This is a genomic window from Vibrio atypicus (assembly GCF_009811315.1).
GTDB lineage: Bacteria > Pseudomonadota > Gammaproteobacteria > Enterobacterales > Vibrionaceae > Vibrio > Vibrio atypicus.
In genome coordinates, this window is sequence record NZ_BLID01000004.1 from 373930 (window position 1) to 398042 (window position 24113).

20 protein-coding genes are annotated in these 24113 nt (G+C 45.2%); 8 read left to right on the forward strand and 12 right to left on the reverse strand.

From position 1 onward, the window contains the following. Positions 1-116 precede the first annotated feature (116 nt). From recC to GVO60_RS11250, 7 genes are all read right to left on the reverse strand, one after another. Complete coding sequence (gene recC, locus GVO60_RS11220) at positions 117-3575, reverse strand: exodeoxyribonuclease V subunit gamma (RefSeq protein WP_159653967.1); 3459 nt, start codon at positions 3573-3575, stop codon at positions 117-119. 171 nt (positions 3576-3746) lie between these two features. After that, complete coding sequence (locus GVO60_RS11225) at positions 3747-5465, reverse strand: ABC transporter substrate-binding protein (RefSeq protein WP_159653970.1); 1719 nt, start codon at positions 5463-5465, stop codon at positions 3747-3749. A 127-nt stretch (positions 5466-5592) separates the two neighbouring features. After that, the gene (locus tag GVO60_RS11230; protein WP_159653973.1) at positions 5593-5865 is read right to left on the reverse strand and encodes a DUF2160 domain-containing protein; all 273 of its coding nucleotides are present in this window, start codon (positions 5863-5865) and stop codon (positions 5593-5595) included. A gap of 11 nt (positions 5866-5876) precedes the next feature. Next, a complete protein-coding gene (locus GVO60_RS11235) occupies positions 5877-6695 on the reverse strand; it encodes a carbohydrate ABC transporter permease (RefSeq protein ID WP_159654221.1) in 819 nt (272 codons plus the stop codon). Positions 6696-6711: 16 nt separating this feature from the next. After that, positions 6712-7575 (reverse strand): carbohydrate ABC transporter permease, encoded by an 864-nt coding sequence (locus tag GVO60_RS11240; RefSeq protein WP_159653976.1) that lies wholly within the window; start codon positions 7573-7575, stop codon positions 6712-6714. Continuing rightward, positions 7575-8675 carry an ABC transporter ATP-binding protein gene (locus GVO60_RS11245; RefSeq protein ID WP_159653978.1) on the reverse strand — a complete coding sequence of 367 codons (1101 nt, stop codon included), beginning with the start codon at positions 8673-8675 and terminating at the stop codon, positions 7575-7577. The genes GVO60_RS11240 and GVO60_RS11245 overlap by 1 nt, the downstream gene beginning before the upstream one ends. A 5-nt stretch (positions 8676-8680) precedes the next feature. Continuing rightward, on the reverse strand, positions 8681-9769 hold the full coding sequence (locus GVO60_RS11250; protein ID WP_159653981.1) for an ABC transporter ATP-binding protein: 1089 nt from the start codon (positions 9767-9769) through the stop codon (positions 8681-8683). Between the two features lie 337 nt (positions 9770-10106). On the opposite strand from GVO60_RS11250, the gene GVO60_RS11255 reads away from it, so the two are divergent. Beyond that, positions 10107-11975: a sigma-54-dependent Fis family transcriptional regulator gene (locus tag GVO60_RS11255; RefSeq protein WP_159653983.1), complete on the forward strand. Its 1869-nt coding sequence runs from the start codon at positions 10107-10109 to the stop codon at positions 11973-11975. Here GVO60_RS11255 and GVO60_RS11260 read toward each other — a convergent pair. Then, the gene (locus tag GVO60_RS11260; RefSeq protein ID WP_159653985.1) at positions 11972-12946 is read right to left on the reverse strand and encodes a TDT family transporter; all 975 of its coding nucleotides are present in this window, start codon (positions 12944-12946) and stop codon (positions 11972-11974) included. The two genes, GVO60_RS11255 and GVO60_RS11260, sit on opposite strands and share 4 nt — an antisense overlap. 104 nt (positions 12947-13050) lie before the next feature. On the opposite strand from GVO60_RS11260, the gene GVO60_RS11265 reads away from it, so the two are divergent. The 7 genes from GVO60_RS11265 to GVO60_RS11295 all read left to right on the forward strand — a co-directional run bounded on the left by GVO60_RS11265 (position 13051) and on the right by GVO60_RS11295 (position 18538). Continuing rightward, positions 13051-13941 carry a LysR substrate-binding domain-containing protein gene (locus tag GVO60_RS11265; protein ID WP_159653987.1) on the forward strand — a complete coding sequence of 297 codons (891 nt, stop codon included), beginning with the start codon at positions 13051-13053 and terminating at the stop codon, positions 13939-13941. A 137-nt stretch (positions 13942-14078) separates the two neighbouring features. Then, positions 14079-14384 carry a YebG family protein gene (locus tag GVO60_RS11270; RefSeq protein WP_159653990.1) on the forward strand — a complete coding sequence of 102 codons (306 nt, stop codon included), beginning with the start codon at positions 14079-14081 and terminating at the stop codon, positions 14382-14384. Between the two features lie 150 nt (positions 14385-14534). After that, positions 14535-15284 (forward strand): copper homeostasis protein CutC, encoded by a 750-nt coding sequence (locus GVO60_RS11275; protein WP_159653992.1) that lies wholly within the window; start codon positions 14535-14537, stop codon positions 15282-15284. A gap of 66 nt (positions 15285-15350) precedes the next feature. After that, complete coding sequence (locus GVO60_RS11280; protein ID WP_159654025.1) at positions 15351-16277, forward strand: LysR family transcriptional regulator; 927 nt, start codon at positions 15351-15353, stop codon at positions 16275-16277. Between the two features lie 181 nt (positions 16278-16458). Further along, entirely contained in the window at positions 16459-17160 is a 702-nt protein-coding gene (locus tag GVO60_RS11285) for a hypothetical protein (protein WP_225874924.1), read from the forward strand. Between the two features lie 50 nt (positions 17161-17210). Further along, a complete protein-coding gene (locus GVO60_RS11290; protein WP_159654027.1) occupies positions 17211-17885 on the forward strand; it encodes a hypothetical protein in 675 nt (224 codons plus the stop codon). 140 nt (positions 17886-18025) lie between these two features. After that, positions 18026-18538, forward strand: a complete 513-nt coding sequence (locus tag GVO60_RS11295; RefSeq protein ID WP_159654030.1) for a hypothetical protein — start codon at positions 18026-18028, stop codon at positions 18536-18538. Here GVO60_RS11295 and phoU read toward each other — a convergent pair. From phoU to GVO60_RS11315, 4 genes are all read right to left on the reverse strand, one after another. Beyond that, a complete protein-coding gene (gene phoU / locus GVO60_RS11300; protein WP_159654032.1) occupies positions 18535-19233 on the reverse strand; it encodes a phosphate signaling complex protein PhoU in 699 nt (232 codons plus the stop codon). The genes GVO60_RS11295 and phoU overlap by 4 nt on opposite strands. 196 nt (positions 19234-19429) lie before the next feature. After that, a complete protein-coding gene (gene pstB, locus GVO60_RS11305) occupies positions 19430-20248 on the reverse strand; it encodes a phosphate ABC transporter ATP-binding protein PstB (protein ID WP_159654034.1) in 819 nt (272 codons plus the stop codon). Between the two features lie 2 nt (positions 20249-20250). Beyond that, entirely contained in the window at positions 20251-21897 is a 1647-nt protein-coding gene (gene pstA, locus GVO60_RS11310; RefSeq protein ID WP_159654037.1) for a phosphate ABC transporter permease PstA, read from the reverse strand. 26 nt (positions 21898-21923) lie between these two features. Then, positions 21924-24107, reverse strand: coding sequence for an ABC transporter permease subunit (locus GVO60_RS11315; RefSeq protein ID WP_159654040.1), 2184 nt, complete (start codon positions 24105-24107; stop codon positions 21924-21926). Positions 24108-24113: the final 6 nt, after the last annotated feature.

Here is a 24113-nt window from a genome sequence, read left to right on the forward strand (position 1 = left end):
CACGTGTTGAGCAGCATCCATTGCTGCAACAGACCACCGAATAATGGTCCCTCTGACCTGTGGCCGTACAGCGAACGCCCTACACAATAATGATTTACTGGCGGCCACCTACTTTCCTACTCGAGATCACTACCCTCTTTCGCAGCCAATCGAGCAGCTTGAATAACTCTTACCGCAATCGTGCGTGTTTGCTGTGCTAACTCTTCATTCCAATTTGGCCAAATTCGCGAAATGTAGGCATTGTTACCTTCTCCCGGAGCCATGTAGCTGTCGTTAAACGCGTCTGCCATTTTCTTTAATGACTTCTCTTCATCATCGACCCAGTTTCCGCGGCTGAACCCCGCTTCAATACAGGCTAACGAGGTTTTTGGGAAGTAGCTCAAAGGCTCTGTCATGCCTTGATAGAAGAGTGCCACCAACTCACCGAGCAAAGACTTCGCTTGAGCCGCATCCTGCATTGGCGGATAGATAAGATGAACGACACCCTCTTTGCGATCATAACCAATCATATGCGTGCGCTTGGCTTGTCCCATCGCACACATTGCAAGATGGTCAATCCAAGCAGATAAATAATCTTGTGAGCGAATCTTGCCACTACGGAAACGAATCAATCCCGATTGATAGTGCTGAGTGAGCCAGCCTGTGAGGTTAACGTTGTTGCCTTCTCCAAGCACATCAAAGGTCAGTTTAATCTCTAGATCATCGCCTAACGATTGGCAGAGAAAACTGAGCTTCTCGACTAATTCTTCAGTTTGTGCTCGGTTGGTTTCAAATTCGATATCACCAAACGCACCAACGGGCAATTTACCTTGCGCTCGCTGCTCTGCGACAAACTCGGCAATCACCCTCTGAGTATCACTTTGGCCCGCTAACTGATGCGACAAAAGATCATCAAGCAACTGGTCGCGCATCTGATAACTTTCAAGGCCACCTAAAACAAACGGTTCATCATCTTCCATTACCGGAAGCGGCGGTTCGAACATCACCTTGAGACGGCGATTAAAGAAATACTGCACGGGTAAGCGCCAGAAACGTTGCAGTTCAACCAGATCCAGCTCAAGCGGATAAGTAACATCGAGTAAAAAGTCAGCGAGTTGTCGGTTGAATACACCACTCCCCTTACCTTGACGATTGGCAGCAGGTAACCACTCTTTGGCGTAACTGGCCTGCTGGCCGACAAATGCGGATGGGCTAAAAGGTACCATAGAGTGATGCGTGACGAGCATATCAAGCAATCTATCTCCGGACGTATCGCAAGCCAGATCAGATTCACCTTCCAAACAGTAATTCTGGTGACAATATTCCATCAACTCAGACACGAGCACTGACGGAACTCGCTCAGTGTTGTCTTGAATAGAGCGCCCAACATAGCTGATGTAGAGATTGTGCTGCGCAGACAATATGGCTTCTAAGAAAAGATAGCGGTCATCATCACGACGAGATCGATCGCCTGGTTTCGCGCGGCCATTCATTAAATCAAACCCTTCAGGCGGCATAGAGCGAGGGTAGACACCATCGTTCATACCCAGCAAGCAGACCGTTCTAAATGGAATTGAGCGCATTGGCATCAAGGTACAGAAGTTCACCTGCCCCGCTAAGAAACGCTGACTTACACGCGTACCCGATAATTTGTTATGCAGATATTGTGCGACGATAGAAGGTGTTAACGGTTGATCAAAAGCAGCATCCATTAACTGCTCTTTTAACGCAGACAAAGTATCACGAATCGATTTCAGTGCTGCCTCACCTTCGAGATCAACACTAAAGAAATCATCCAGTAATAGAGTCAGCACTTCACGCCAATCATCAATCGATTGAGTACGAGTCAATTGATGACGGTATTGCTCAACACATTCAATAAAGTGCGCCAACTTACCCGCCAGCTCTGCGCCCATACCTTGTACTTCATTGTATGGGGCCAGTGCTCCGCTGTCTGTTAAAAATAGCCCTGCCGATTCTGGCATCGCGTAACCCAGCAGCATTCGTTGAATACCAAACTGCCAAGTGTTTTGCGCGGTTTCCGGCAAATCAAATTCACCGCCAGTCGTTTCGTTCAATCCCCAACGAATACCAGACTCTTCAACCCACTGCTTCGCTTGAATAAAGTCATCTTCGCTCAAACCAAATCGAGCAAGAATCGCTGGCGTTTCTAACAATTCAAGGAGTTCTGATGCCAAACAACGCGTGTTGGGTAAATTCACCAACTGCATAAAGGCATTTAAAATTGGGCTTTCTTGATCAGCACTGCGATCTGAAATCGAATATGGAATAAAGCGCTCGCCCGGTGCGTTACCAAACACAGCCTGAATCGCCGGGCTATAAGCATTGATGTCTGCCACCATGACAATAATATCGCGCGGCTTGAGGTTTGGATCCGCATCAAACATCGCCAACAATTGGTCATGCAGTACTTCAACTTCTCGCATTGGGCTATGACAAGCGTGCAGAGAAAGCGAGAGGTCGTCTAATTGAATAGGCTGTTTGTGCTGGCTCGTTTCGAGCTTTTGATCATCTTGGTGTTCTTCAAGATTAAAGATATCCGCCTGTAATTGATGAAGCAGACTATCGCGCTCTACCTCTACAAAGGCTTCAATTTCATGCGATTCTAACTGGGACAACAAAAACATATTGTCACGCCCCAATTTACCCATAGAGGCAAGTAAGCTGTTACCAACCACATCTGTATGCAATTCACCTTCGAGGTTATCTTCGATTTCACCTTTCAGCTGCGAAGATTCTCCCTCGATTTCAGAATGGTCTTCTTTCCAGACTAGGTGTTTACGATGCTTAGCCGCTAAGCGGGCGAGATATTTTCTGTCACGCACTTCACCCCAGTAGTAACGACACGGGTTGGTAAACATCAAATGGACATCAATGTGCTCACCAATCGCTTTTAGTGCATCCATATAACGTGGAGGCAAAGAAGTAATACCAAACACAAACAAACGCTTAGGAAGATGATCAAAGCTGCCGTTATAACTCTCAAGCGTATCGATAAAATGCTCATACAAGTTGGCACGATGATAAGGCGATTGGTCTAATGCGACGGTGTGATCGTACAGTGCCTGCCACAAGATTGGCTGCCATGGGTGCTCATCTTCCAGTTCAAGTACTGGCTTCCCCGCTTCCCAACTGGCGATCCACTCCGGTCGATACACCAAATAGCCATCAAAGATATCGGCGATTTTTTCCGAGAGTTGATAGAGTTTACTGCTGTCTTGATCATTCTCTAGATAACGTTGCAGTGGCTCAAACTCAGCTTGATTCAGCATAGTAGGCAAGATGTGCATCAGCTTCCACGTCATCGCCTCTTTATTGAAGGCACTGCGCTTCGGTACATCTGGCAGCACCTCTGTAAACATGTTCCAGATAAAAGTTGCTGGCAGTGGGAAATCAAGATTCGCTGCCACCCCAAACTCTTTCGCCAGTTCCATCTTCAGCCACTGCGACATACCAGGGCTTTGTACCAAGATTTGTTCGGCTTCAAATGGATTCTCTAACGGGTTCAACCTGACGAGTTCTACAAGTAGAGACTTTAATACATCGACTTGATTGGAATGGTAGACAGTAAACAAAATGCACTCACACTATTCTTGCTGCAATTAGGGTTGAGACTAGCACAAGCAGCGCGGTTAGCGGAGTAATATAAGCGTATGATTTGGCTCGAATCAAAATACCCGCTCAAGCCTTAATCAGACGAGAGCGGGTAGAAGGGATAGATCATCGTTTAGAGCGTGAGTCTCTGATTATTGTCCGATGAGATCTTTATAAGCGATGGTTTTACCCTGTGGCTTTTCGTTAGCCAGTTTCGCTTTTGGTGCACCCGGTTGTGACAGCCAGTAATCACGATCTTTCTTCGGATTAAGTTGAGGACCACACTCACCCTGAGCACCACTACGTTCTAGACGTTGAAGTACACGATCTTGTGCTTTAGCTAAACCATCCAATGCTTCTTGCGGCGTTTTTTCACCACTTGCTGCTTCAGAAACGTATTGCCACCACAGCTGAGCCAGTTTTGGATAATCTGGTACGTTGGTGCCTGTTGGCGTCCACTGCTTACGTGCATCACTACGGTAGAATTCAACAAGACCACCTAACTTAGGTGCCATGTCTGTCATTGCTTGCGAGTTGATGTCTGATTCGCGAATTGGTGTTAGACCAACCAAGGTTTTCTTCAAGCTGACGGATTTAGAAACCACAAACTGAGCATAAAGCCATGCAGCTTGGCGACGATCAAGCGGTGTACTGTTGAGGAACGTCCACGAGCCTGCATCTTGATAACCTAGCTTCATGCCATCTTCCCAGTATGGACCACGTGGCGAAGGTGCCATGCGCCATTTTGGTGTACCGTCTTCATTCACAACCGGTAATCCAGGTTTCGTCATGTCAGCGGTAAAAGCGGTATACCAGAAGATTTGCTGAGCAATTGAACCTTGCGCAGGGACAGGGCCTGCCTCACCAAATGTCATACCTTGAGCTTCTGGTGGCGCGTACTGTTTTAACCAATCTACGTATTTGGTTGTTGCGTACACGGCTGCTGGGCCATTGGTTGCACCGCCACGAGCGACATCAGAACCAACCGGTTTACAACCTTCAATACGAATGCCCCACTCATCAACTGGCAAACCATTAGGGATACCTTTGTCACCCGCACCGGCCATAGAGAACCAAGAGTCAGTGAATCGCCAACCTAGCGATGGATCTTTCTTACCGTAATCCATGTGACCATATACTGGCTCGCCGTCGATGGTTTTCACTTTGTCAGTAAAGAATTCCGCAATGTCTTCATACGCAGACCAGTTCAATGGTACACCGAGTTCATAGCCGTACTCTTTCTTAAATTTTGCTTTAAGATCATCACGCTCAAACCAGTCAGCTCGGAACCAATATAAGTTAGCAAACTGCTGATCAGGTAACTGGTAGATTTTACCATCAGGGCCCGTCGTAAAGTCTAAGCCGATGAAATCGGGTAAATCTAAATATGGGTTAGTGACGCTTTTGCCTTCACCAGCAATGAAGTCTGAAATAGGGACAACTTTACCGTAACGAAAGTGAGTACCTATCAAGTCAGAGTCATTGATGTAGCCGTCATAAATGTTACGTCCCGTCTGCATTTGTGTTTGCAGCTTTTCAACGACGTCACCTTCTTGAATAAGGTCATGGTTCACCTTAATACCGGTAATTTCGTAGAACGCTTTCGCCAACACTTTCGCTTCGTATTCATGCGTTGTGATGGTTTCGGACGCAACATTGATTTCCATGCCTTTAAAAGGTTTAGCAGCATCTATAAACCACTGCATCTCTTGCGTCTGTTCTGCTGCTGACAACGTGGACGGAGTGAATTCATCACTCAACCACTTTTTCGCCGCCGCCATATCCGCGAACGCATTTGGTGACATAGCAGCAAGCGTAAACGACAGTGCGAGACTGCGTGCTAAGAAAGACTTTTTGATATCCTTTTTCATTATTGTGTAACTCCAGTTGTGAGTATTCTCGTTTCTTACGTTATTGATTACGCCGACGTCCGATACTTGCAAATTGCAGAAACTGCTACCTGTAAACGGCCGGCGACACATGCTCATTCAGTTATCTTCATCCCCATTTCAAAACTGTACTTAGCCAAATCACGGAAACCGTAAATGGCACCCAAATTGAAAGTTCTGTCAGCCCCACAAACCCTAAATGGATAAATGCAGAGCTCAACAAACCAACAAACAGACGATCGCCGCGTGTTGTGGTGATCGGTAAAAATCCTTTGCGTTCAATACACGGTGTGCGAATTTCCAAAATTGTCATCGTGATCAAAATCAGCGCTATACCCAAAAAGAACAGTGCTGAAGGGGTGGTCCATGCCATCCAAGCCATGATATTTCTCCTTATACTCGACCGAGCGCGAAGCCTTTCGCGACGTGGTTACGAACGAACCAAATAACTAAAATACCCGGCAGAATAGTGAGTACACCTGCCGCTGCTAATACCCCCCAATCAATACCCGAAGCACTCACTGTACGAGTCATTACGGCAGAGATCGGCTTGGCATCCACCGACGTCAGCGTGCGCGCAAGCAGTAGCTCAACCCAGCTGAACATAAAGCAGAAAAAGGCCGAGACCCCAATCCCCGAACGGATCATCGGCAAAAAGATTTTCACGAAGAATTTAGGAAAGCTGTAACCATCGATATAAGCGGTTTCATCAATTTCACGTGGGACACTCGACATAAAACCTTCGAGGATCCAAACAGCCAATGGCACGTTGAATAGACAGTGCGCCAATGCCACCGCGATATGAGTGTCAAACAATCCGACCGATGAATAGAGCTGGAAAAATGGCAGCAAAAATACCGCTGGTGGTGCCATTCGGTTGGTTAACAACCAGAAGAACAGGTGCTTGTCTCCAACAAACTTAAAGCGTGAAAACGCATAAGCTGCGGGTAAGGCTACGGTTAAGGTGATCACCATGTTCATCACCACATAGATGATCGAGTTGACGTAGCCCATGTACCAACTGGAGTCAGAGAAAATGGTCGCGTAGTTCTTAAACGTCCAGCTTTCTGGAAAGAAACTGAGCCCACCTAGAATCTCTTGGTTTTCTTTAAACGACATGTTTAATAGCCAATAGATTGGCAGCATCAAACAGAAGATGTAGAACGCTAACCCGACGATTTGTGTGTATCGAGTGTAGGTAGATTTTGTCATCGCCATTGTTGTTTCCTTACTTACTTTCACCGTGCGTCATTGCGGTATAGAACACCCAGCTCACCAATAGGATGATTAGGAAGTAGATGATTGAGAATGCAGCTGCAGGGCCAATATCAAACTGACCGATCGCCATTTTGGTCAAGGTTTGGCTGAGGAAAGTAGTCGAGTTACCCGGCCCGCCGCCTGTCAAAACAAAAGGTTCGGTATAGATCATGAAGCTATCCATGAACCGGATCAGGATGCCGATCAGCAGAACACTCTTCAGCTTCGGCAGCTGGATGTAGCGGATGATTGACCAAGTCGAAGCACGATCGATGTTCGCCGCTTGATAGTAGGCATCTGGAATCGCTCGCAAGCCTGAGTAGCAAAGCAGAGCAATCAGTGATGTCCAATGCCAAACGTCCATTAAGATCACCGTGAGCCAAGCATCAATCGGATTACCCGCATAGTTGTAATCAACGCCCAAGCTATTGAGAGCCCAGCCAAACAAGCCAATATCTGCACGGCCAAAGATCTGCCAAATCGTGCCCACTACGTTTAGTGGAATCAGCAATGGGATCGCCAGAACAATCAAGCAGAAAGCAGACCAACGCCCTTTGGTCGGCATGGTCAAGGCGACGATAATGCCGAGCGGAACTTCGATCAGTAAGATGGTAAATGTAAATCCAAATTGACGAAGCAAGGCGCCATGCAATCGCTCGTCATTCAAAGTTTCTCGATACCATTCCGTACCAACAAAATAAGCCGTATTCGCATCGAAAATATCTTGTAGCGAGTAGTTCACTACTGTCATCAACGGAACGATGGCACTGAATGCCACCAGCGCAAACACAGGTAGGACAAGAAACCACGCTTTGTTGTTTGAAACCTTATCCATTACGCTTCCCCTACATTGACTAGAAATTCATCGACATACAGCATGGTCCATTGCTCCGGAAAACTGATATACGCCTCTTGCTTTGGTACTGGCTGATCTTCTTGCAAACGAGCCTTAATCTGCTTGTTGCCCAGTTGTAGGGTGACGATCTTGTAAGTCCCGAGATCTTCCACATGCAGCACATCACAGCGCAGTGCTGACTCGTTTCCTTTCTCCCATACATGAACAAACTCAGGGCGAATACCAATCTTGATGTTTTGGCTACCAGCTTGAGAAACGGCATGACGGTAAGATTCAGAAAGCGGCACTTCGACACCATCAAAGCTCACACCATTTTCAGTGGGTGTGACTTCCATTAAGTTCATGCCTGGGCTACCAATGAAATACCCCACAAAGGTGTGGTTTGGTCGCTCAAATAACTCGCGGGGTGTACCAAATTGCACAATTTGGCCGTTGTACATCACGGCAATTTCATCAGCGAAGGTGGAGGCTTCGAGCTGATCGTGTGTCACGTAGACCATAGTGATATTGAATTGCTGATGGATTTGCTTAAGCTTACGGCGCAATTTCCATTTCAATTGTGGGTCGATGACGGTTAGCGGCTCATCAAACAAGATCGCCGACACATCATCGCGGACCAAGCCTCGCCCCATCGATACTTTCTGTTTTTCATCCGCGGTTAGATGCTGCGCTTTTTTTGATAACACATTGGTTAGCTCTAAGATCTCAGCAATTTCAGTGACTTTGGAGTGAATTTTGGCCTTATGCACTTTCATGTTGCGTAGTGGAAACGCAAGGTTGTCGTACACCGTCATGGTGTCGTAAATCACCGGGAACTGGAAAACCTGCGCAATGTTGCGATCTTGCGGTCTTAGTTCATTGACGCGCATGTCATCAAACATCACATCGCCTTGAGAAGGGCTCATTAATCCGGAAATGATGTTCAATAGAGTCGATTTACCACAACCAGATGGGCCTAGTAGCGCGTATGCCCCGCCCTGCTTCCAAACATGATTCATCTCTTTAATGGCGTAAATCGAGTCACTCGTTGGCTTCTTATCGTAGGTATGAGCGAGTGAATTGAGTGTAATTTGAACCATGACCGTTACCCCCTAACATCACGAGTTGGGGCATGGATAAGGTTCTGATCCATACCAAAAACATAAAACTTATGGATTGGGATGTAGATTTTAATTGTCTCATCCACGTCGTAGCTGTGTACGCCCGGTAAGTGAAGCACCATATCCAGATGACTGTTGCGCACATGCAGGAAGGTTTCGGAGCCACTGATCTCTGCCACCTCAACTTGAACAGTCAACTCAACATCATCATCGTTCTTCGGTAGCAAACTCAGGTGGCTTGGGCGAATACCAAATTGATACTCACCTTTGTCTAACTTGCTGAGAGATTGATTGAGAGGGAAATGCGCGCTTTGATCAAACGTCACTTCATTACTATTGATTTGACCAGAGATTAAATTAATTGGCGGTTCACTAAATAGCGTTGCCGAATCAACATTATCAGGGTTGTGATAGACAGAGGCGGTAGGGCCAGTTTGAATCACGCGACCTTCATGTAAAATGGTGGTTGTACCGCCAAGTGCCAGCGCTTCGTTGGGCTCTGTGGTTGCGTAGATAGCAATCGTATGACGGCTTTCAAATAGCTCACGCATCTCTTGGCGCAGCTCTTCGCGTAACTTGTAATCCAAGTTAACGAGAGGCTCATCAAACAAAATAATCTCAGCATCTTTGACCAAAGCTCGAGCCATGGCCGTGCGCTGCTGTTGACCACCAGAAAGCTCTAAAGGATGTTTCGGTAAATGTTCCGTAATGCGCAGCATTTCAGCGGTCGCATGAACACGTTCGTTTATTTCTTTTTCAGCCATTCCAGCCAAGCGCAATGGTGACGCTACATTTTCAAATACGGTAAGGTTGGGATAATTGATGAACTGTTGATAAACCATCGAGATATTGCGGTCACGAACAGACACACCAGTAACATCAATACCATTGACCCATATCTTTCCAGAAGTCGGGCGATCCAGCCCCGCTATGAGTCTCATCAATGAGGTTTTGCCTGCCAAAGTTCGCCCTAGCAGAACATTGAACGACCCCGGCTCAAAGGTGAGGTTGACGTCAGAGATGTGCATCTCTCCATCAACATATTTGCTTACCTGCTCAAGTGTTAACGACACTAAGAACTCCTTTCTATTCGAACAATAATTTTTCGTTATTGCTCACTAGAGCGAGAGTCGTGCCAAGTTACAAAAATGTAACCAAAATATTTCACCCATCTTTCTCCAGCCCTTTAAAACTGGAGATTTAGAACCAAACTCAACCAAGTTCACCTATTTTGTTGGCATTTTCACTAATGAGACTGCGGTAACATTTGTTAATTAAATGTGTTCAAACAATGTTCAAACTGTTCACTTGAGTGATATGTTAATTGCTCGAATATGAACATTAACGTTCACATTCGAACAATTAGAATAATTACTTAACTCTACTTTTTGCTTGTAATTGGCCGATATTATGGACAAGAAACACCTATCAATGATTGAGAAATCTTGGCAACGATGCCGAGAAGCGGGCTTAGTGCACAATAGCAACCCCATTATAGAAATGGAGACAGGGGCTTCGTTTGGTCATACGCTCGAGGAGCACTCTGGACTGATTACCACCACACAGCAAAAAGTTCTGCCCTTTTACGACAGTTTATTAGCCAACAGTAACTGTCTTATCACGTTAGCCAACCCCAATGGGCAAGTGTTAAACAGTTGGGGGGAGCAACGCTTCTTTTCTCAGCGGCAGCCACAAGTGTTTCAAAATGGGGTGCATTGGCAGGAAAGCTTAATTGGTACGAATGCCATCGGAACAGCTCTAGAAACAGGCTCTATCGTTCAAGTTTTTCACGATGAACACTTTCTAACATCCAATCGATTTATGACGGGATCTGCTGCTCCGTTGTTTGATGCGGATAGAAAAGTTGCAGGCGTACTCTCCATTTCAAGTGACGCCTATATGCCAACCTCCCATACATTGGGCATGGTGAAATTGATGTCTCAAGCGATAGAAAATCAATTGATCGCCTCGCAATTTCATCGTGATCATCACTTGATGTGGTTTAACACCTCGGCTGAAAATATCGATAGCCAATGGTCTTCGCTAATCGTATTCAATGAACATGGCATGATTATCTCTGCCAACCGACGAGCCGAAGTCGTACTTGGTCAAGATCTAGCTCTGCAAAGGGTTGATCAAATCTTTGATATCAAACTTGAGCAGTTGCTTTCTCACCCACCTTATATACCGGTCTCAATTAGTACCCACTCTCAATTTAGCTTTTTTGGCATCATCACTCCGCCAAAGGTCGCACAAGGACGCCAAATTGATTACCGGCAATCTACGCCAAAAACCAATACAGAAGATGCGAAAGCTCCGCTGACATTAGAACGATTAAACATGGGCGATGCACGACTTGCAAAAGCCATTAACCAAGCGAGCCGCATACTAAACACCGATATCCCGATCTTAATTCACGGAGAAACTGGTGTGGGTAAAGAGGTGTTCGTCAACGCTCTTCACCTATCCAGTGAAAGAAAACACGCGCCGATGATTGCAGTGAACTGTGCAGCAATTCCTGCCGATTTAGTTGAGTCTGAACTGTTTGGTTATGAAAAAGGGGCATTCACTGGAGCGAATCAAAAAGGTTACATCGGCCTTATTCGCAAAGCCGACAAGGGAACGCTGTTTTTAGATGAGTTGGGCGATATGCCAATGAATGTGCAGGCTCGACTGCTGCGCGTATTACAGGAGCGAAAAGTCACACCGCTTGGCTCCACCACCTCTTATCCAGTAGATTTTAAATTGGTCTCTGCGACCAACTGCAATCTTAAACAAGATGTAGAACGAGGTACCTTTCGTCAAGATCTCTACTATCGAGTCACTGGATTGAACCTTTCTCTGCCCGCTCTTCGAGAACGAACCGATAAAGAAGCGTTAGTGAAGTTTTTACTAGCTCGATACGCGTTAGAAAATGAAACACCGTCGATCAGCCTCGAAGTTCTTGCCATGTTTAAGAACCACCCATGGCCAGGGAATATTCGTCAAATGGTCAGCGTATTACAAATTGCAGTGGCCATGGCCGACAACCAAACCATCACCATTGAACACCTGCCCGATGATTTCCTGCAAGACCTAGAACCCGAGGATTCTGTTCAGCCGCTGCATCAAGGGGACAATATTACCCTATTATCCGAGGTGACTTCGCTCAGCCCACCCGATGACAATTGGTTGGAAGTATATGAACAAAGCGGTCGCAATGTTTCTGCGACCGCAAAGAATTTGAATATTAGCCGCAATACCTTGTACAAGCGGCTAAGAGAGCAAGGTTTACGTTAGTGCGAAGCTAGACCGAAGGTTTGACTGACTGGGCGATAAAACGCTAGGTAACGCATTGCGACATAACCTACCACCACAGTCGCGATAATCAGTTCAAAGCCTGCTAACCAATGTACTTGCTGAACATACTCAGCAGCAATTCCGACACTGTCCATCCAACTCGCCAACTTAAAGAGTGCAGTTGAACCGATCACCATAGGGAAGGTAAACGCTGCATAGCCTGGGCTAAATGGCAATCTAAGCAGTTTAAAGAAAGCAAGGTAGATAATAGCTGTCATTAACACAGCAATACCAAACAAAACCCCAATGATGACAGGCGATGGATTCGCCGCAACAGTCAGGTAGCCTGCTAAAGATAGACTTGCTGGTGCTGCTAAGATCGCAAGTGTTGGTTTTGCTGCATCAGGGACTTCATGAGTAAACATAAAACGATAGATCATCATCGGCAGCATGACGGCATACGCGACCATACCAAAAATAAGCGCGCCGTTAGCAACCATACTTAACGCTGGATTCCCCGAAAAAGAGACATCCGCTACGATAATACCCACTGGTGGTACAAACCAACTCGGTACCATATGGTGCAATTCAAACTCTTTTGCTCGGTGATACAAAAAGCTCACTAAGAAGATGATGTGCAACGCCACGGCAAACAGCCACAATACATCCCCTGCTATAGGAAAAAAATTACCTAACGAGTTCGAGACCACCATAGTCCCCATCGCAAACGTAGGTACAACACTCCCCACCACTGGGTGAGCCAGATCTTGTTGTAGCAAATGGCGATGAAAAAGAAATTTAACCGCCAGAATACTCAAAAGAACACTCGCGATGACTGCGCCACTCCATTGGCCAACCCCGTTTAAGGTTGCAAAGTTCTCCCAACACCAGCCAAGGCTTGCGATACCTAACGCTAAGCCCGCCATAGGAGTCGGAGCACCCATCACTTTTGCTTTTGCTGTTTTAATCATCTCTGCCTCACAATCTTGTTTCTATGCTTGCAGTCTACGCTTGCTATTTGTTCGAAACTATCTAATTATTTAAAACAGTCGTTCAACTAAACTTAACGAATAATATGGCAGCCAATATCTCGCTGAAACAACTAAAAGTTTTCATCACTATCACTCAACACGAGACGCTTACATCGGCCTCTGAGGCGCTGTTTTTATCTAAAGCGGCAGTCAGTATGGCGCTGTCAGAACTTGAGAAGCAGATTGGCCACTCTCTATTTGACCGGGTTAATAACCGGCTTATTCTCAATCAAGAGGGCCAGAAGTTACTCCCTTTAGCCGATGAGCTTATTGAGCGAGCACAAAACATTGAGCAGTTATTTGATAACGACCAGACCCTATCGGGCGATCTGAAAATTGGGGCCAGTGATACAATCGGCAATCAAGTCGCACCTTATCTGCTCAGTGACTTTCGTCATCAAACTCAGCATAAATCGCAGAGCTTGTTTATCTCAAACTCCGCGTTGATCTGCGAAAAGCTGATCGACTACGAACTCGACCTGGCCTTAATTGAGGGTAAAACTCTGCACCCACAACTGATTTCTACTCAGTTCAGCGAAGATGAGATGTGTGTAATTTGTGCGCCTAACTCCCCACTAGCAACTCAACAGCAGTGGGCGGTAGGCGATCTTGAAAACAGTGAATGGATATTGCGCGAGGCGGGATCGGGCTCCAAAGAGTTCTTTCTAAGAGTCATCGCGCCACGCCTTGAGCATTGGCATGAATCCTTCCAACTCAACACCACAGAAGCTCTGATCAATAGCGTTTCTGCGGGTCTAGGTTTAGGTTGTCTGTCAAAACTCTCCGCTGAACCAGCTATAAAAGATGGTCGAGTTGTCGAGATACAGCTACCGCTCGACATGAAAAGACGCTATTGGTTACTGGTACACAAAGAGAAATACCAAAGCCCACTGTTAAAAGCCTTTATTGAGTTTTGCTACCAATGGCAAAAGTAGCTGAGACTTAATCCACAAAGGAACAAAGAGTAGCCACTTAGATCCCATAATAAGCCGCTCGCCTAGACTTAATTGGTTAAAAACTGTATAAACAGCCAGTAATTATTTTGGCAAATTTTGACTAGAGGACTAACACCATGGCTGTTATCGTCAAGTACGTGGTAGAACGCAATGGAGAAGAGAAAATGACTTTTACCTCTAAAGCGGAAGCTGACGCATATGACAAAATGCTTGATATGGCTGATGAGCTATTCGAGCTACTCGATAAAAGTGACCTGCTAGAAGACGAAGGCAAGAAAGAAGACTTAGCCATGTTCCTAGCACAAAACAAAGAAGAAGTGCTCTATGCGCTGGGTGCTAAGCGGAAGCCAGCACCAAAGAAAGCCAAAAAAGTTGAAGCTGTTGAAGATTCAGCAGACGATCAGCAAGAAGACGCAGCCTAATTTCGCTCTGTTCACCAGTGACTTTTTTAAACCTCGGCCATGTTGCCGAGGTTTTTGTTTTTAGGGAAACTGAATTGATAAGTTTTACCCTAATAACATCGTTAACCAAAGGCTAAGATAAACTCAATTACGACCACATTGAGTATCGTCATGAACTACCACATCGAAGTCTGTATCGACAATTTAGAGTCTCTTCACCTAGCGATTAAAGGTGGAGCAACGCGTATTGAACTCTGCTCTTCACTGGCACTCGGTGGACTTACACCAAGTTGCGGTTTCATGAGAAAATCCGCTGAAATATCGACCATTCCTGTCTACGCCATGATTCGCCCTCGTCAAGGTGACTTTCTTTATGACCAAGATGATATTGATGCCATGCTTTTAGATATTGAAGCGGTCGCCGAAGCAGGCTTACAAGGCATTGTGTTTGGTGTGTTAACCGCTGATGGCGATATTGACATGCCACTCGCAACTCAAATTGTCGAAAAAGCGCAGCTCTATAATTTAGGTGTGACGTTCCACCGTGCGATAGACCAGTGCGCAAACTACGAACAAGCAATTGAAGATGCGGCTAACTTAGGCTGTGAGCGAATTCTTACCTCCGGCTTAGCGCCCAATGTTGAGCAAGGCGTTGAGACTCTTGCACACATGGTTCGATTGGCTGATGGGCGTATTTCCATCATGGCTGGTGCAGGTTTAACGCATGAAAATGTGGCTGATATCGTCCACCAAACAGGTGTAAAAGAAGTCCACCTTTCAGGAAAAACAACACGCTCTAGCCAGATGAGGCTGGTCGCTAATCAAGCAAAAATGGGAACGAAGCAGCTCGACGATTTTGTTGTTCCTGTGACAAATCCAGATGCAATTAAAAAAGTGCTTAACGCTATCTGTAAATCATAAAGCAATGTATATTTGTTCTTCTCTGGAAGAACAAATAGTTACCACTTTGAAGTATTAGGACAATTCATGGCAAAGGATCTGTTTTACAGTTTAGATCTTAATCTACTGCGCACTTTTCTGGTGTTATCGCAAGAACTCAACATGCGCAAAGCATCCCAGCGCCTTTTTGTCTCACAACCTGCAATCAGTCAGGCACTGCAAAAACTACGGAATCACTTTGGTGATGAGCTGTTTGTAAAGGTACCTAAAGGCCTTACAGCCACCCCCTTTGCAGAACAATTGGCAACATCAATTACACCTTTACTAGACGGGCTCGCCTCAGAACTAAACAAATCCGATCTATTTGATCCTAAAGAAATTAACTACCCTATAAAAATTGCCGTTTCTCCTATCGTTTTAACCTGCCTTTCTGGTTCACTATTCCATCGAATCAAAGAGCAAGCACCTAATTGCACATTAGAACTCATTGGCTGGAATCACGCGACAATGGAAGATATTCAGCGAGATCAGGTGCTTATAGGTATTGGTTATGAGCAAGATGCCATGCTTAACGTCTACGAGCAGAAAGTTGCAGTACTAACAGGGAAGATAATCGTTCGTAAAGATCACCCAATCAAAACTAACCCTGTGTCACCACAAGATATGGTCGGCTATGAAATTGCTTCTATTATCACCCCTGGCTGGAACGACAACTTTTCCGTCGCCGCAGAAATAATGAAACGTGCAGGATTTGAAGCAAAAATAGGTTTCCGCTCGGAATTTGCGTTGGCTGCTGTAAGTGTTGCTCAGCATACCGACATGTATATTCCCCACTCTAATTTATTCCCAATAGAACAATTTCCTGCCCTTAAAATGCTTGATGTCATTGTAAATGATAGCTATATGGACACTCCGCTCTTTTGTTACTATCACAGCAAGTATCGTCGTAACCCTCTTGTCACTTGGATCGCAGAGCAAATAGCCGCGGTACTTAATGAACAAACATCTCGATAAGCTAGGCTTATTAAGTAAATAACAATAGGCAATTAGAGGCTTCGCTACAAATCATTCATTATACCCACATCAGTTAGCCATAAACGTTAGGACGATAACGTAGAAGAGTAAACATCGTTTCTTCTCGGCTGCCTAAGGAACTGGGCAAACCAATTACTAATTAGCTTCTATGGGTATAATTATGATGAAGAAATCTCTTATCGCTTTGGTTGTTGCAGGCTCATTTGTCCTAGCAGGTTGTAGCTCTTCTGGCAGTGCTGGTTCAAGCGACGGCGATTACGTGGTAGATCGCCCTCAACCTCAGGTTCCTGTAATCCCAGATATCGATAACTCACCAGAATGGGGCCTAGATACAGGTAATAACCCAGACCGCCCTGAACCAGTTGACCCAGATTTTGGGTTACCTACACCTTCTATCCCGGATATCGATAACACTCCTGATTGGGGCCTAGACACAGGCAACACACCTGACCGAAACCCACCGACGTGGAGTGGCCCGGACAACAGCGGCAACACACCAGACCGTTTACCACCAGTATGGGGGGGACCAGAATTACCTTCAATTGATACAGGCCCTCTCACTAGCTATGTTATCAATGGTGACAAAATTACTGACGTTGATGGCAACGAATTTACCATAATTAAGCATATCGGAGCGGACAACGAGTTCACGGTAGAAGACAGCAACGGAAATACGTTCACAGTTCGACTGATTACGACTGGCGAACATGCTGGTAACTATTTCGTCTTCCACAATGGTGGCGGATTCTACATTGGTGGCGATACTGTCAATGGAGGAATATCTCCTTCAATCGAAAAACCAGGTCAAGATATTGACCGAAACTCTGTTCGCGATGCTATACGCGCTCGACTAAACAAATAATTCCTCTTCAGCTCCCGAGTAAATCGGGAGCTCATCCTTTAGGTAAAAAAATGAAAAATATTTCGGTTGCTTGCAGCGCAATGATGCTCTGCACTTCAGCAATAGCTGGGATCGATCTATCTATTGAAAAGGATGTCTTAGAACTCGGAGTAACAGCCTCAGTCACAGACAACACCTACCTTTTTATTGGTGGCGACACTGATGAATGGGTCGGTATAGGACTTGGCTATCACACATTCCTTACTCCTCAATGGAAAGTGAATGCGTACTACGAGTATGGATTGGAAAATGACTGGTTGGTTGACGAAATGCTTGGTATTGATGGTGTAAAAACACATACCCATTTTGTTGAACTGTCAGCGACTCGCTACTTTGAAAAATATGCCGCTAAATTTGGTATCACCAATGAATATGTGCGCAATGGTTTCACCTGGATCACAGTCGACAACGCTAATAAATATTCAGGCTATATCTCTCTAGCAAGATATTTTGAGCACCTGTATGTGTCTGGTAAATATGAATATCACTACGCACAAGATAAATCAGACATGGTCGACTTCAACCAAGGTCAGGCGAATGAATTGGAGCTTTCCATCGGGCCTATGCGACCAATTTGGAAAGTTTACCCATACGCTCAAATTTCTGCTTTCTCTCCAAATGGTACTTATTACGGAATGAAAGAAACCGATATTAACTGGACCATTGGTGGAAGAATCTCGTTCTAGTGCACATCCTAAAAGCACTAATAACCAGTGATTATAACCCAGATAACTGATACTAATTTCTGCTTATCAAACAAACTATTTACTATAAAAGCCTAAGGAAAACAGACACCAGGAAGGGTTAACAACTAGTGAGAAATAATATGAAAAAGCTTGCCCTTATTGCTCTAACACTTTCTAGCTTCGCAGCTAACGCTGCAAATATCCACGTTTCACCAGAAATCAAAATGGGCCCATATGTTGGCTCTGGTATCTCTGGCCTAGGTTTACAACTTGGCGTCGCTGATGTACTTGGTTTGGACGCACTCTATGTTAGCTACTCTCATACTGAAGCAGAAATCTTACTCGACGAAGATAAACTTACGACTTATCGCATTGGTGGGCAATATCAGCTCGTTGACAACCCAATGAAAATGGCGCTGCAACTTGAAGCGGGCGTCGTTCACTACGAAGGTCATCGTGACTACATTTGGCCAGATAAATCTCGAAGTGCGGAAGGAAAAGGAGCGAGTGTTTCAGGCTCTTGGGTCGTGTTTGTCAATGATAATGTTGGTTTTCGCTTAGGTGCAGACATCAATTATATCGACCAGGACAAAACCTTATTCGGCACTAACTGGTCGGCAATGTTGTCAAGCGGTGTTGTACTCCATTTTTAACGCAAAGCGTCATCAATACTTTGCTCACCTAAGTGGCGTACATCTTTCCCTTTAACGAAATAGATGATGTATTCGCAAATGTTTTGACAACGATCGCCAACTCGTTCAATTGCTCTCGCTGACCACATGACCTGAAGAATATTTGGAATGTTCTTTGGGTCTTCCATCATATATGTCATCAACTGGCGAATAACCGCTTCGTATTCTGCATCAATTTTATCATCAAGCTTGTATACTTCTGCGGCCGCATCTACATCCATACGAGCAAACGCATCAAGTACTTGGTGAAGCATAGCAATGGCTTGGCGACAAAGCGGTTCTAGTGAGACTTGAAATTGACGCTCTTTTGAGGATGGACTTTCAATGGCTACTTTGGCTATTTTAGTTGCAACATCACCGATACGTTCAAGATCTGTAATCGTTTTAATGATTGCCATAATCAAACGCAGATCTTTGGCGGTAGGCTGACGTTTAGCAATAATACGAGTGCAAGCTTCATCAATAGAAACTTCCATTGAATTCACTTTATGATCATCTCGAACTACCTTTCTCGCCAACTCAATATCTTCTTTGTGCAGCGCTTGCATCGCAAAAGATAACTGCTGCTCAACCAAGCCGCCCATGGTTAAGACATGAGTACGGATCGACTCTAATTCGACATTAAACTGGCCTGAAATATGGCGTCCAAAATTCATAAATAAAGTTATTCTCTTTTTGGGGATATATAGAAAAAATCACATACTGAATAAGTACAAAACTGCCCTTGTTCTGAATAGTTGGAGCTTTAGCAAGCCAACAAGAGGTTTCAGCCCTATGAGCATAGCTCGTCTATGTAATTAGGATGAAATATCGCACTTAACGCCGCTACAGTTTCAAATATGACGAACAAACCTAACCATATCTACCTGTAATATAGTCTTCCGTCTGCTTTTTCAATGGCGAGGTAAAAATTGAATCCGTATCTGAGTACTCGATCAACTTACCCATGTGTATAAAGGCTGTGTGGTCACTGACCCTCGCTGCCTGTTGCATGTTGTGAGTAACAATGGCAACCGTATATTTGGTTTTAAGATCGTTGATCAGCTCTTCAATCGTTAACGTTGAAATTGGGTCAAGTGCGGATGTGGGCTCATCGAGAAGCAAAACCTCTGGCTCGATTGCAATGGCTCGAGCAATGACCAATCTTTGCTGTTGCCCCCCAGATAGACCAAACGCATTCTCGTGTAAACGATCTTTAACCTCATCCCACAAAGCCGCGGCTCGCAAAGAACGTTCAACGGAATCATCTAAAACTCGACTGTTTTTAATACCTTGCAAACGCAGGCCATAAACGACGTTCTCATAAATCGATTTTGGGAACGGGTTTGGCCTTTGAAACACCATCCCCACTCTGCGACGTAAAGTCGCAACATCGACATCAGGATCGTAAACGTTTTTGTTATGCAGCTTTACTTTGCCAGAGACAGAACACCCTTCAACTAAGTCGTTCATACGGTTAATACAGCGCAATAGTGTTGACTTACCACACCCTGATGGACCGATGAATGCCGTCACCTGCCCTTTAGGAATACGCATCGAAATATCACTCAAGGCCTGACTGTTTTGATAAAACAGATTGAGCCCCTCGATAGCAATCGCCGTTTGATCATCAGTCAAATTGCTGACATCTAGCGGAGGTGGATAACCCAAAGTTTGATCAACGGAAAACATCTTTAATCTTGCCCCAAAGTTCGGTATTTCTCTCGTAAGTTATTACGAATGCTGATGGCGGTTAAGTTTAAGCCAATAATTACAGTCACCAGTAAAAATGAAGTGGCATAAACCAATGGTCTGGCACTTTCAATATTAGTTGTTTGAAAGCCAACATCATAGATATGAAAGCCTAAATGCATAAACTTACGTTCTAAATGCAAAAACGGAAACTGGCTATCAACTGGAAGCGTCGAAGCAAGCTTAACAACGCCGACTAGCATTAATGGCGCCACTTCTCCCGCCGCTCTCGCAACCGCCAAAATAAGCCCCGTAATAATCGCCGGGCTGGCCATTGGCAGAACAATTCGCCACATGGTTTCAAACTGAGTGGCTCCTAATGCGAGTGAGCCATGACGCACTGAGCTAGGAATTCGGGTAAGACCTTCTTCAGTCGCAACGATAACCACTGGCAATGTTAATACCGCTAACGTTAATGCTGACCATAACAGACCTGGAGTGCCAAATGTTGGCGCAGGTAATCGCTCTGCATAAAACAGCGAGTCAATAGAGCCACCTAAGGTGTAAACGAAAAAGCCTAAGCCAAACACACCATAAACAATCGAAGGCACCCCCGCGAGGTTAATCACCGCAACACGGATAATTCGCGTAAAGGCGTTATTTTTAGCGTATTCATGTAAGTAAATGGCAGCGATCACCCCAAGTGGCATCACGATAATCGACATGATAAGCACCATAAGAACGGTGCCAAACATGGCTGGAAAAACACCGCCTTCTGAGTTTGATTCTCGCGGGTCGTCAGACAAAAACTTCCACGCCTGCTTACCCCATTGAACAAACTTATCCAGTATCGACATCTGGTTTGGATACCAAATATCAAGAATATGGCTCAACGGTACTTTATGCACAGCCCCTGACACATCAGCAATTAACAAACCTTGCTCTGTCAGTTGCGCTCTTAGCGTATCCAACTGTGCTTCCATATCAATCAACTGCTGGCTAATGATATTGGTTTGAGTGTCATAACGTGTGATAAAGGCTTGATCTAAATTTCCATTAAGTTCACGTCTGCGTTTTTCTAATCTAAGTTGCTCTGCTTGAGAACTCAGAACACGAATCTGTTTACTCACCAACCTATCAATTTCATCACGCAACGTATTTGCGAAGGCCAAGGCACGTGTCATCTCAGAATGAAAGTCACTCGTCACGTCACCAGAATCTTGATAATAGCCCTGAGGTACGCCATAAAAATCACCACCTCGAGTACGCTCAACCACAGCCCAACCTTGAGGTTTACTTCGACTCAACACATCAACCTCTAGAATCGAAATAAAATCTGCAGGATAGATATCTCGGTTAGCCACTTTGATACTGAGACGCTTAACCAACCCTTTATCTATGACTTCTGGCGGCAGTGTAATGTCCATCTCTTTCAAGTGGCTGATTGGTACGTACTCTTCTGCATACAGCTGACCAACCAAGGTAGAACCTTCCTCAGTTTGCCATTGATATAAAGGCGCAGGCCAAAAGTAAGAGAGCCCTTTCCAGCCAATCAACAGCAATAGCCCAAGTACAGAAAGCAGGCTGATGCTCACAGCACCGCCTGTTAACCATATCCATGGTGCCCCTGATTTGAGCCACTTAAACACAATAATTTCCTATTAACGTCTTCAATTTATAGTGCACGGTACTTCTCTCTCAGCCTTTGTCGCACCCATTCCGCGACTGAGTTCACTGCAAACGTAAAGACAAGCAATATCAACGCAGCCAGGAACAAAATTCGGTAATGAGAGCTGCCCACTTCAGACTCTGGCATCTCAACAGCAATGGTCGCAGACAAAGTGCGCATCCCTTCCAAGATATTCCAGTCCATGATCGGTGTATTGCCTGTCGCCATCAAGACGATCATGGTTTCTCCCACTGCCCGGCCCAATCCCATCATAATGGCTGAAAAAATACCTGGGCTCGCGGTTAGTAGTACGACATGAATCAATGTTTGCCAAGGGGTTGCTCCCAAAGCCAGTGAACCGTCAGACAAATGTTTAGGCACAGAGAAAATCGCATCTTCTGCGATAGTAAAAATGGTAGGAATCACCGCAAAGCCCATAGCGAAACCGACCACCAGCGCATTTCGCTGATCGAAATCGATTCCCTGCTCAGCGAGAAAAACTCGAACATCACCCGCGAAGAACCACTGCTCGATATTGCCACTTTGGGATAAAATTCCGACAGCAAGTAATGCAATCACGGGCATTAAAATCACAGCGTGCCAACCATTTGGAAAGCGTCCTACCCAAGCTTTCGGCAATTTATGCCAGATGGCCCCCACAACAATGGTCGAAATAGGTAAGAACAGCATCAATGCAATCACTGATGCTAAATGACGCTCCACAATCGGTGCAAACCAGAGACCTGCTAAAAAGCCAATGATCACTGTAGGGAGTGCTTCCATTAACTCAATGGAAGGCTTAACCACACGGCGCATGCTCGCTGTCATAAAGTACGCGGTATAAATCGCGCCAAACACCGCAATAGGAACAGCAAACAACATTGCAAATGCGGCGGCTTTTAAAGTACCAAAGGCGATTGGCACCAGACTGAACTTAGCTTCAAACTGATCATTACCAGAAGTGGTTTGCCATACATATTCCGGCTCTGGATAGCTTTCATACCATACTTTTTGCCAAAGCGAAGAGAGTGAAACCTCAGGAAATGGATTATCAATTTTAGCAAGCGTTAGCTTATCTCCAGCCAACGCAATAAGATACTTTTCATTGTTTGACATGGCCGCCAAAGAAGGCGCTTTATCGTAAGCTCGATTAAACATCACCAGTTTTTCACTCGTGGTGTAATGGCTTTGAACCGTGCCGTTAATGTAAAAGCTATAAAAGCCTTTTCGATAAGTCTCTGGAAGTAAGAACTGCAATTCAGAAGCGAGCTTAAATTCTCGAATATGGGTGAAGCTTCTCACTCCATCATTCAATACATCAAACCATTGCGAAACCAGACCATCTTTATGACTCACTAGTAGCGAATACGCTCCGCTCAACAGCTTGATGTCTGTGACTGCGTGCTTTTCTTGGCCCAAACTCAGATCCACGATTTCACGCACTGTAAAGGAATCAGCGGTTTTCTTAGCAATCACTAACTCAGAACCACTGCGTAAATACAGAGTTTTACCATCCGGTGTCAGCAAAAGCTGATCAAGATGCTGAAAAGGCTGATTAAACTGATAACTGCGCTTTAAGCCAATGTCATCTTTCCAAGTGATCTGAACAGAATTATCAGAAAAAGCACCAGCGATAGTCCAGCCCTGATTTAACGCAAAACTAAACTGTGTTAAAGAAGCGTTGCTATCAAAAGATAAGGTTTCTGGGTATTTCTCGACTCGCGGAGAAAAAACACGTTGTTGGCCCTGTAAAGTGCTATTCATTTGCGGGCGAAATAGAGTCACATCGCCCGACTCAGTGGCAAAACCAAACCAACCACTAGACGCAACGCTACGTGCAAATAGCTGAAAATCACTCCCCAAGACAACACGCTTCTCGGGCGCGCTCGACTCTGAGTTAAGCTGCCAAAACGCAATCTGACCGCGTTGAGAGATCACATACGCGTGCTCACCATAATCATCGATGCCCAGAGCGACAGCTTGAGAGCTATTAATATTTTTTTCAGCAACATCTGGGGTTAAATGTGCATCAGCAAACAACGGAAGCACCATCATCGCCAAGTAAACAAAGATCAACACTAAAGCCGCCAATACGCCGACTCCGCCGGTTGATACCGCAAGCCGAACGAGGCGATCTTTAATCAATCGCTTTCTATCACGCTCTCGTAATGAAAATTCGGCTTTGCCCATTTGTCC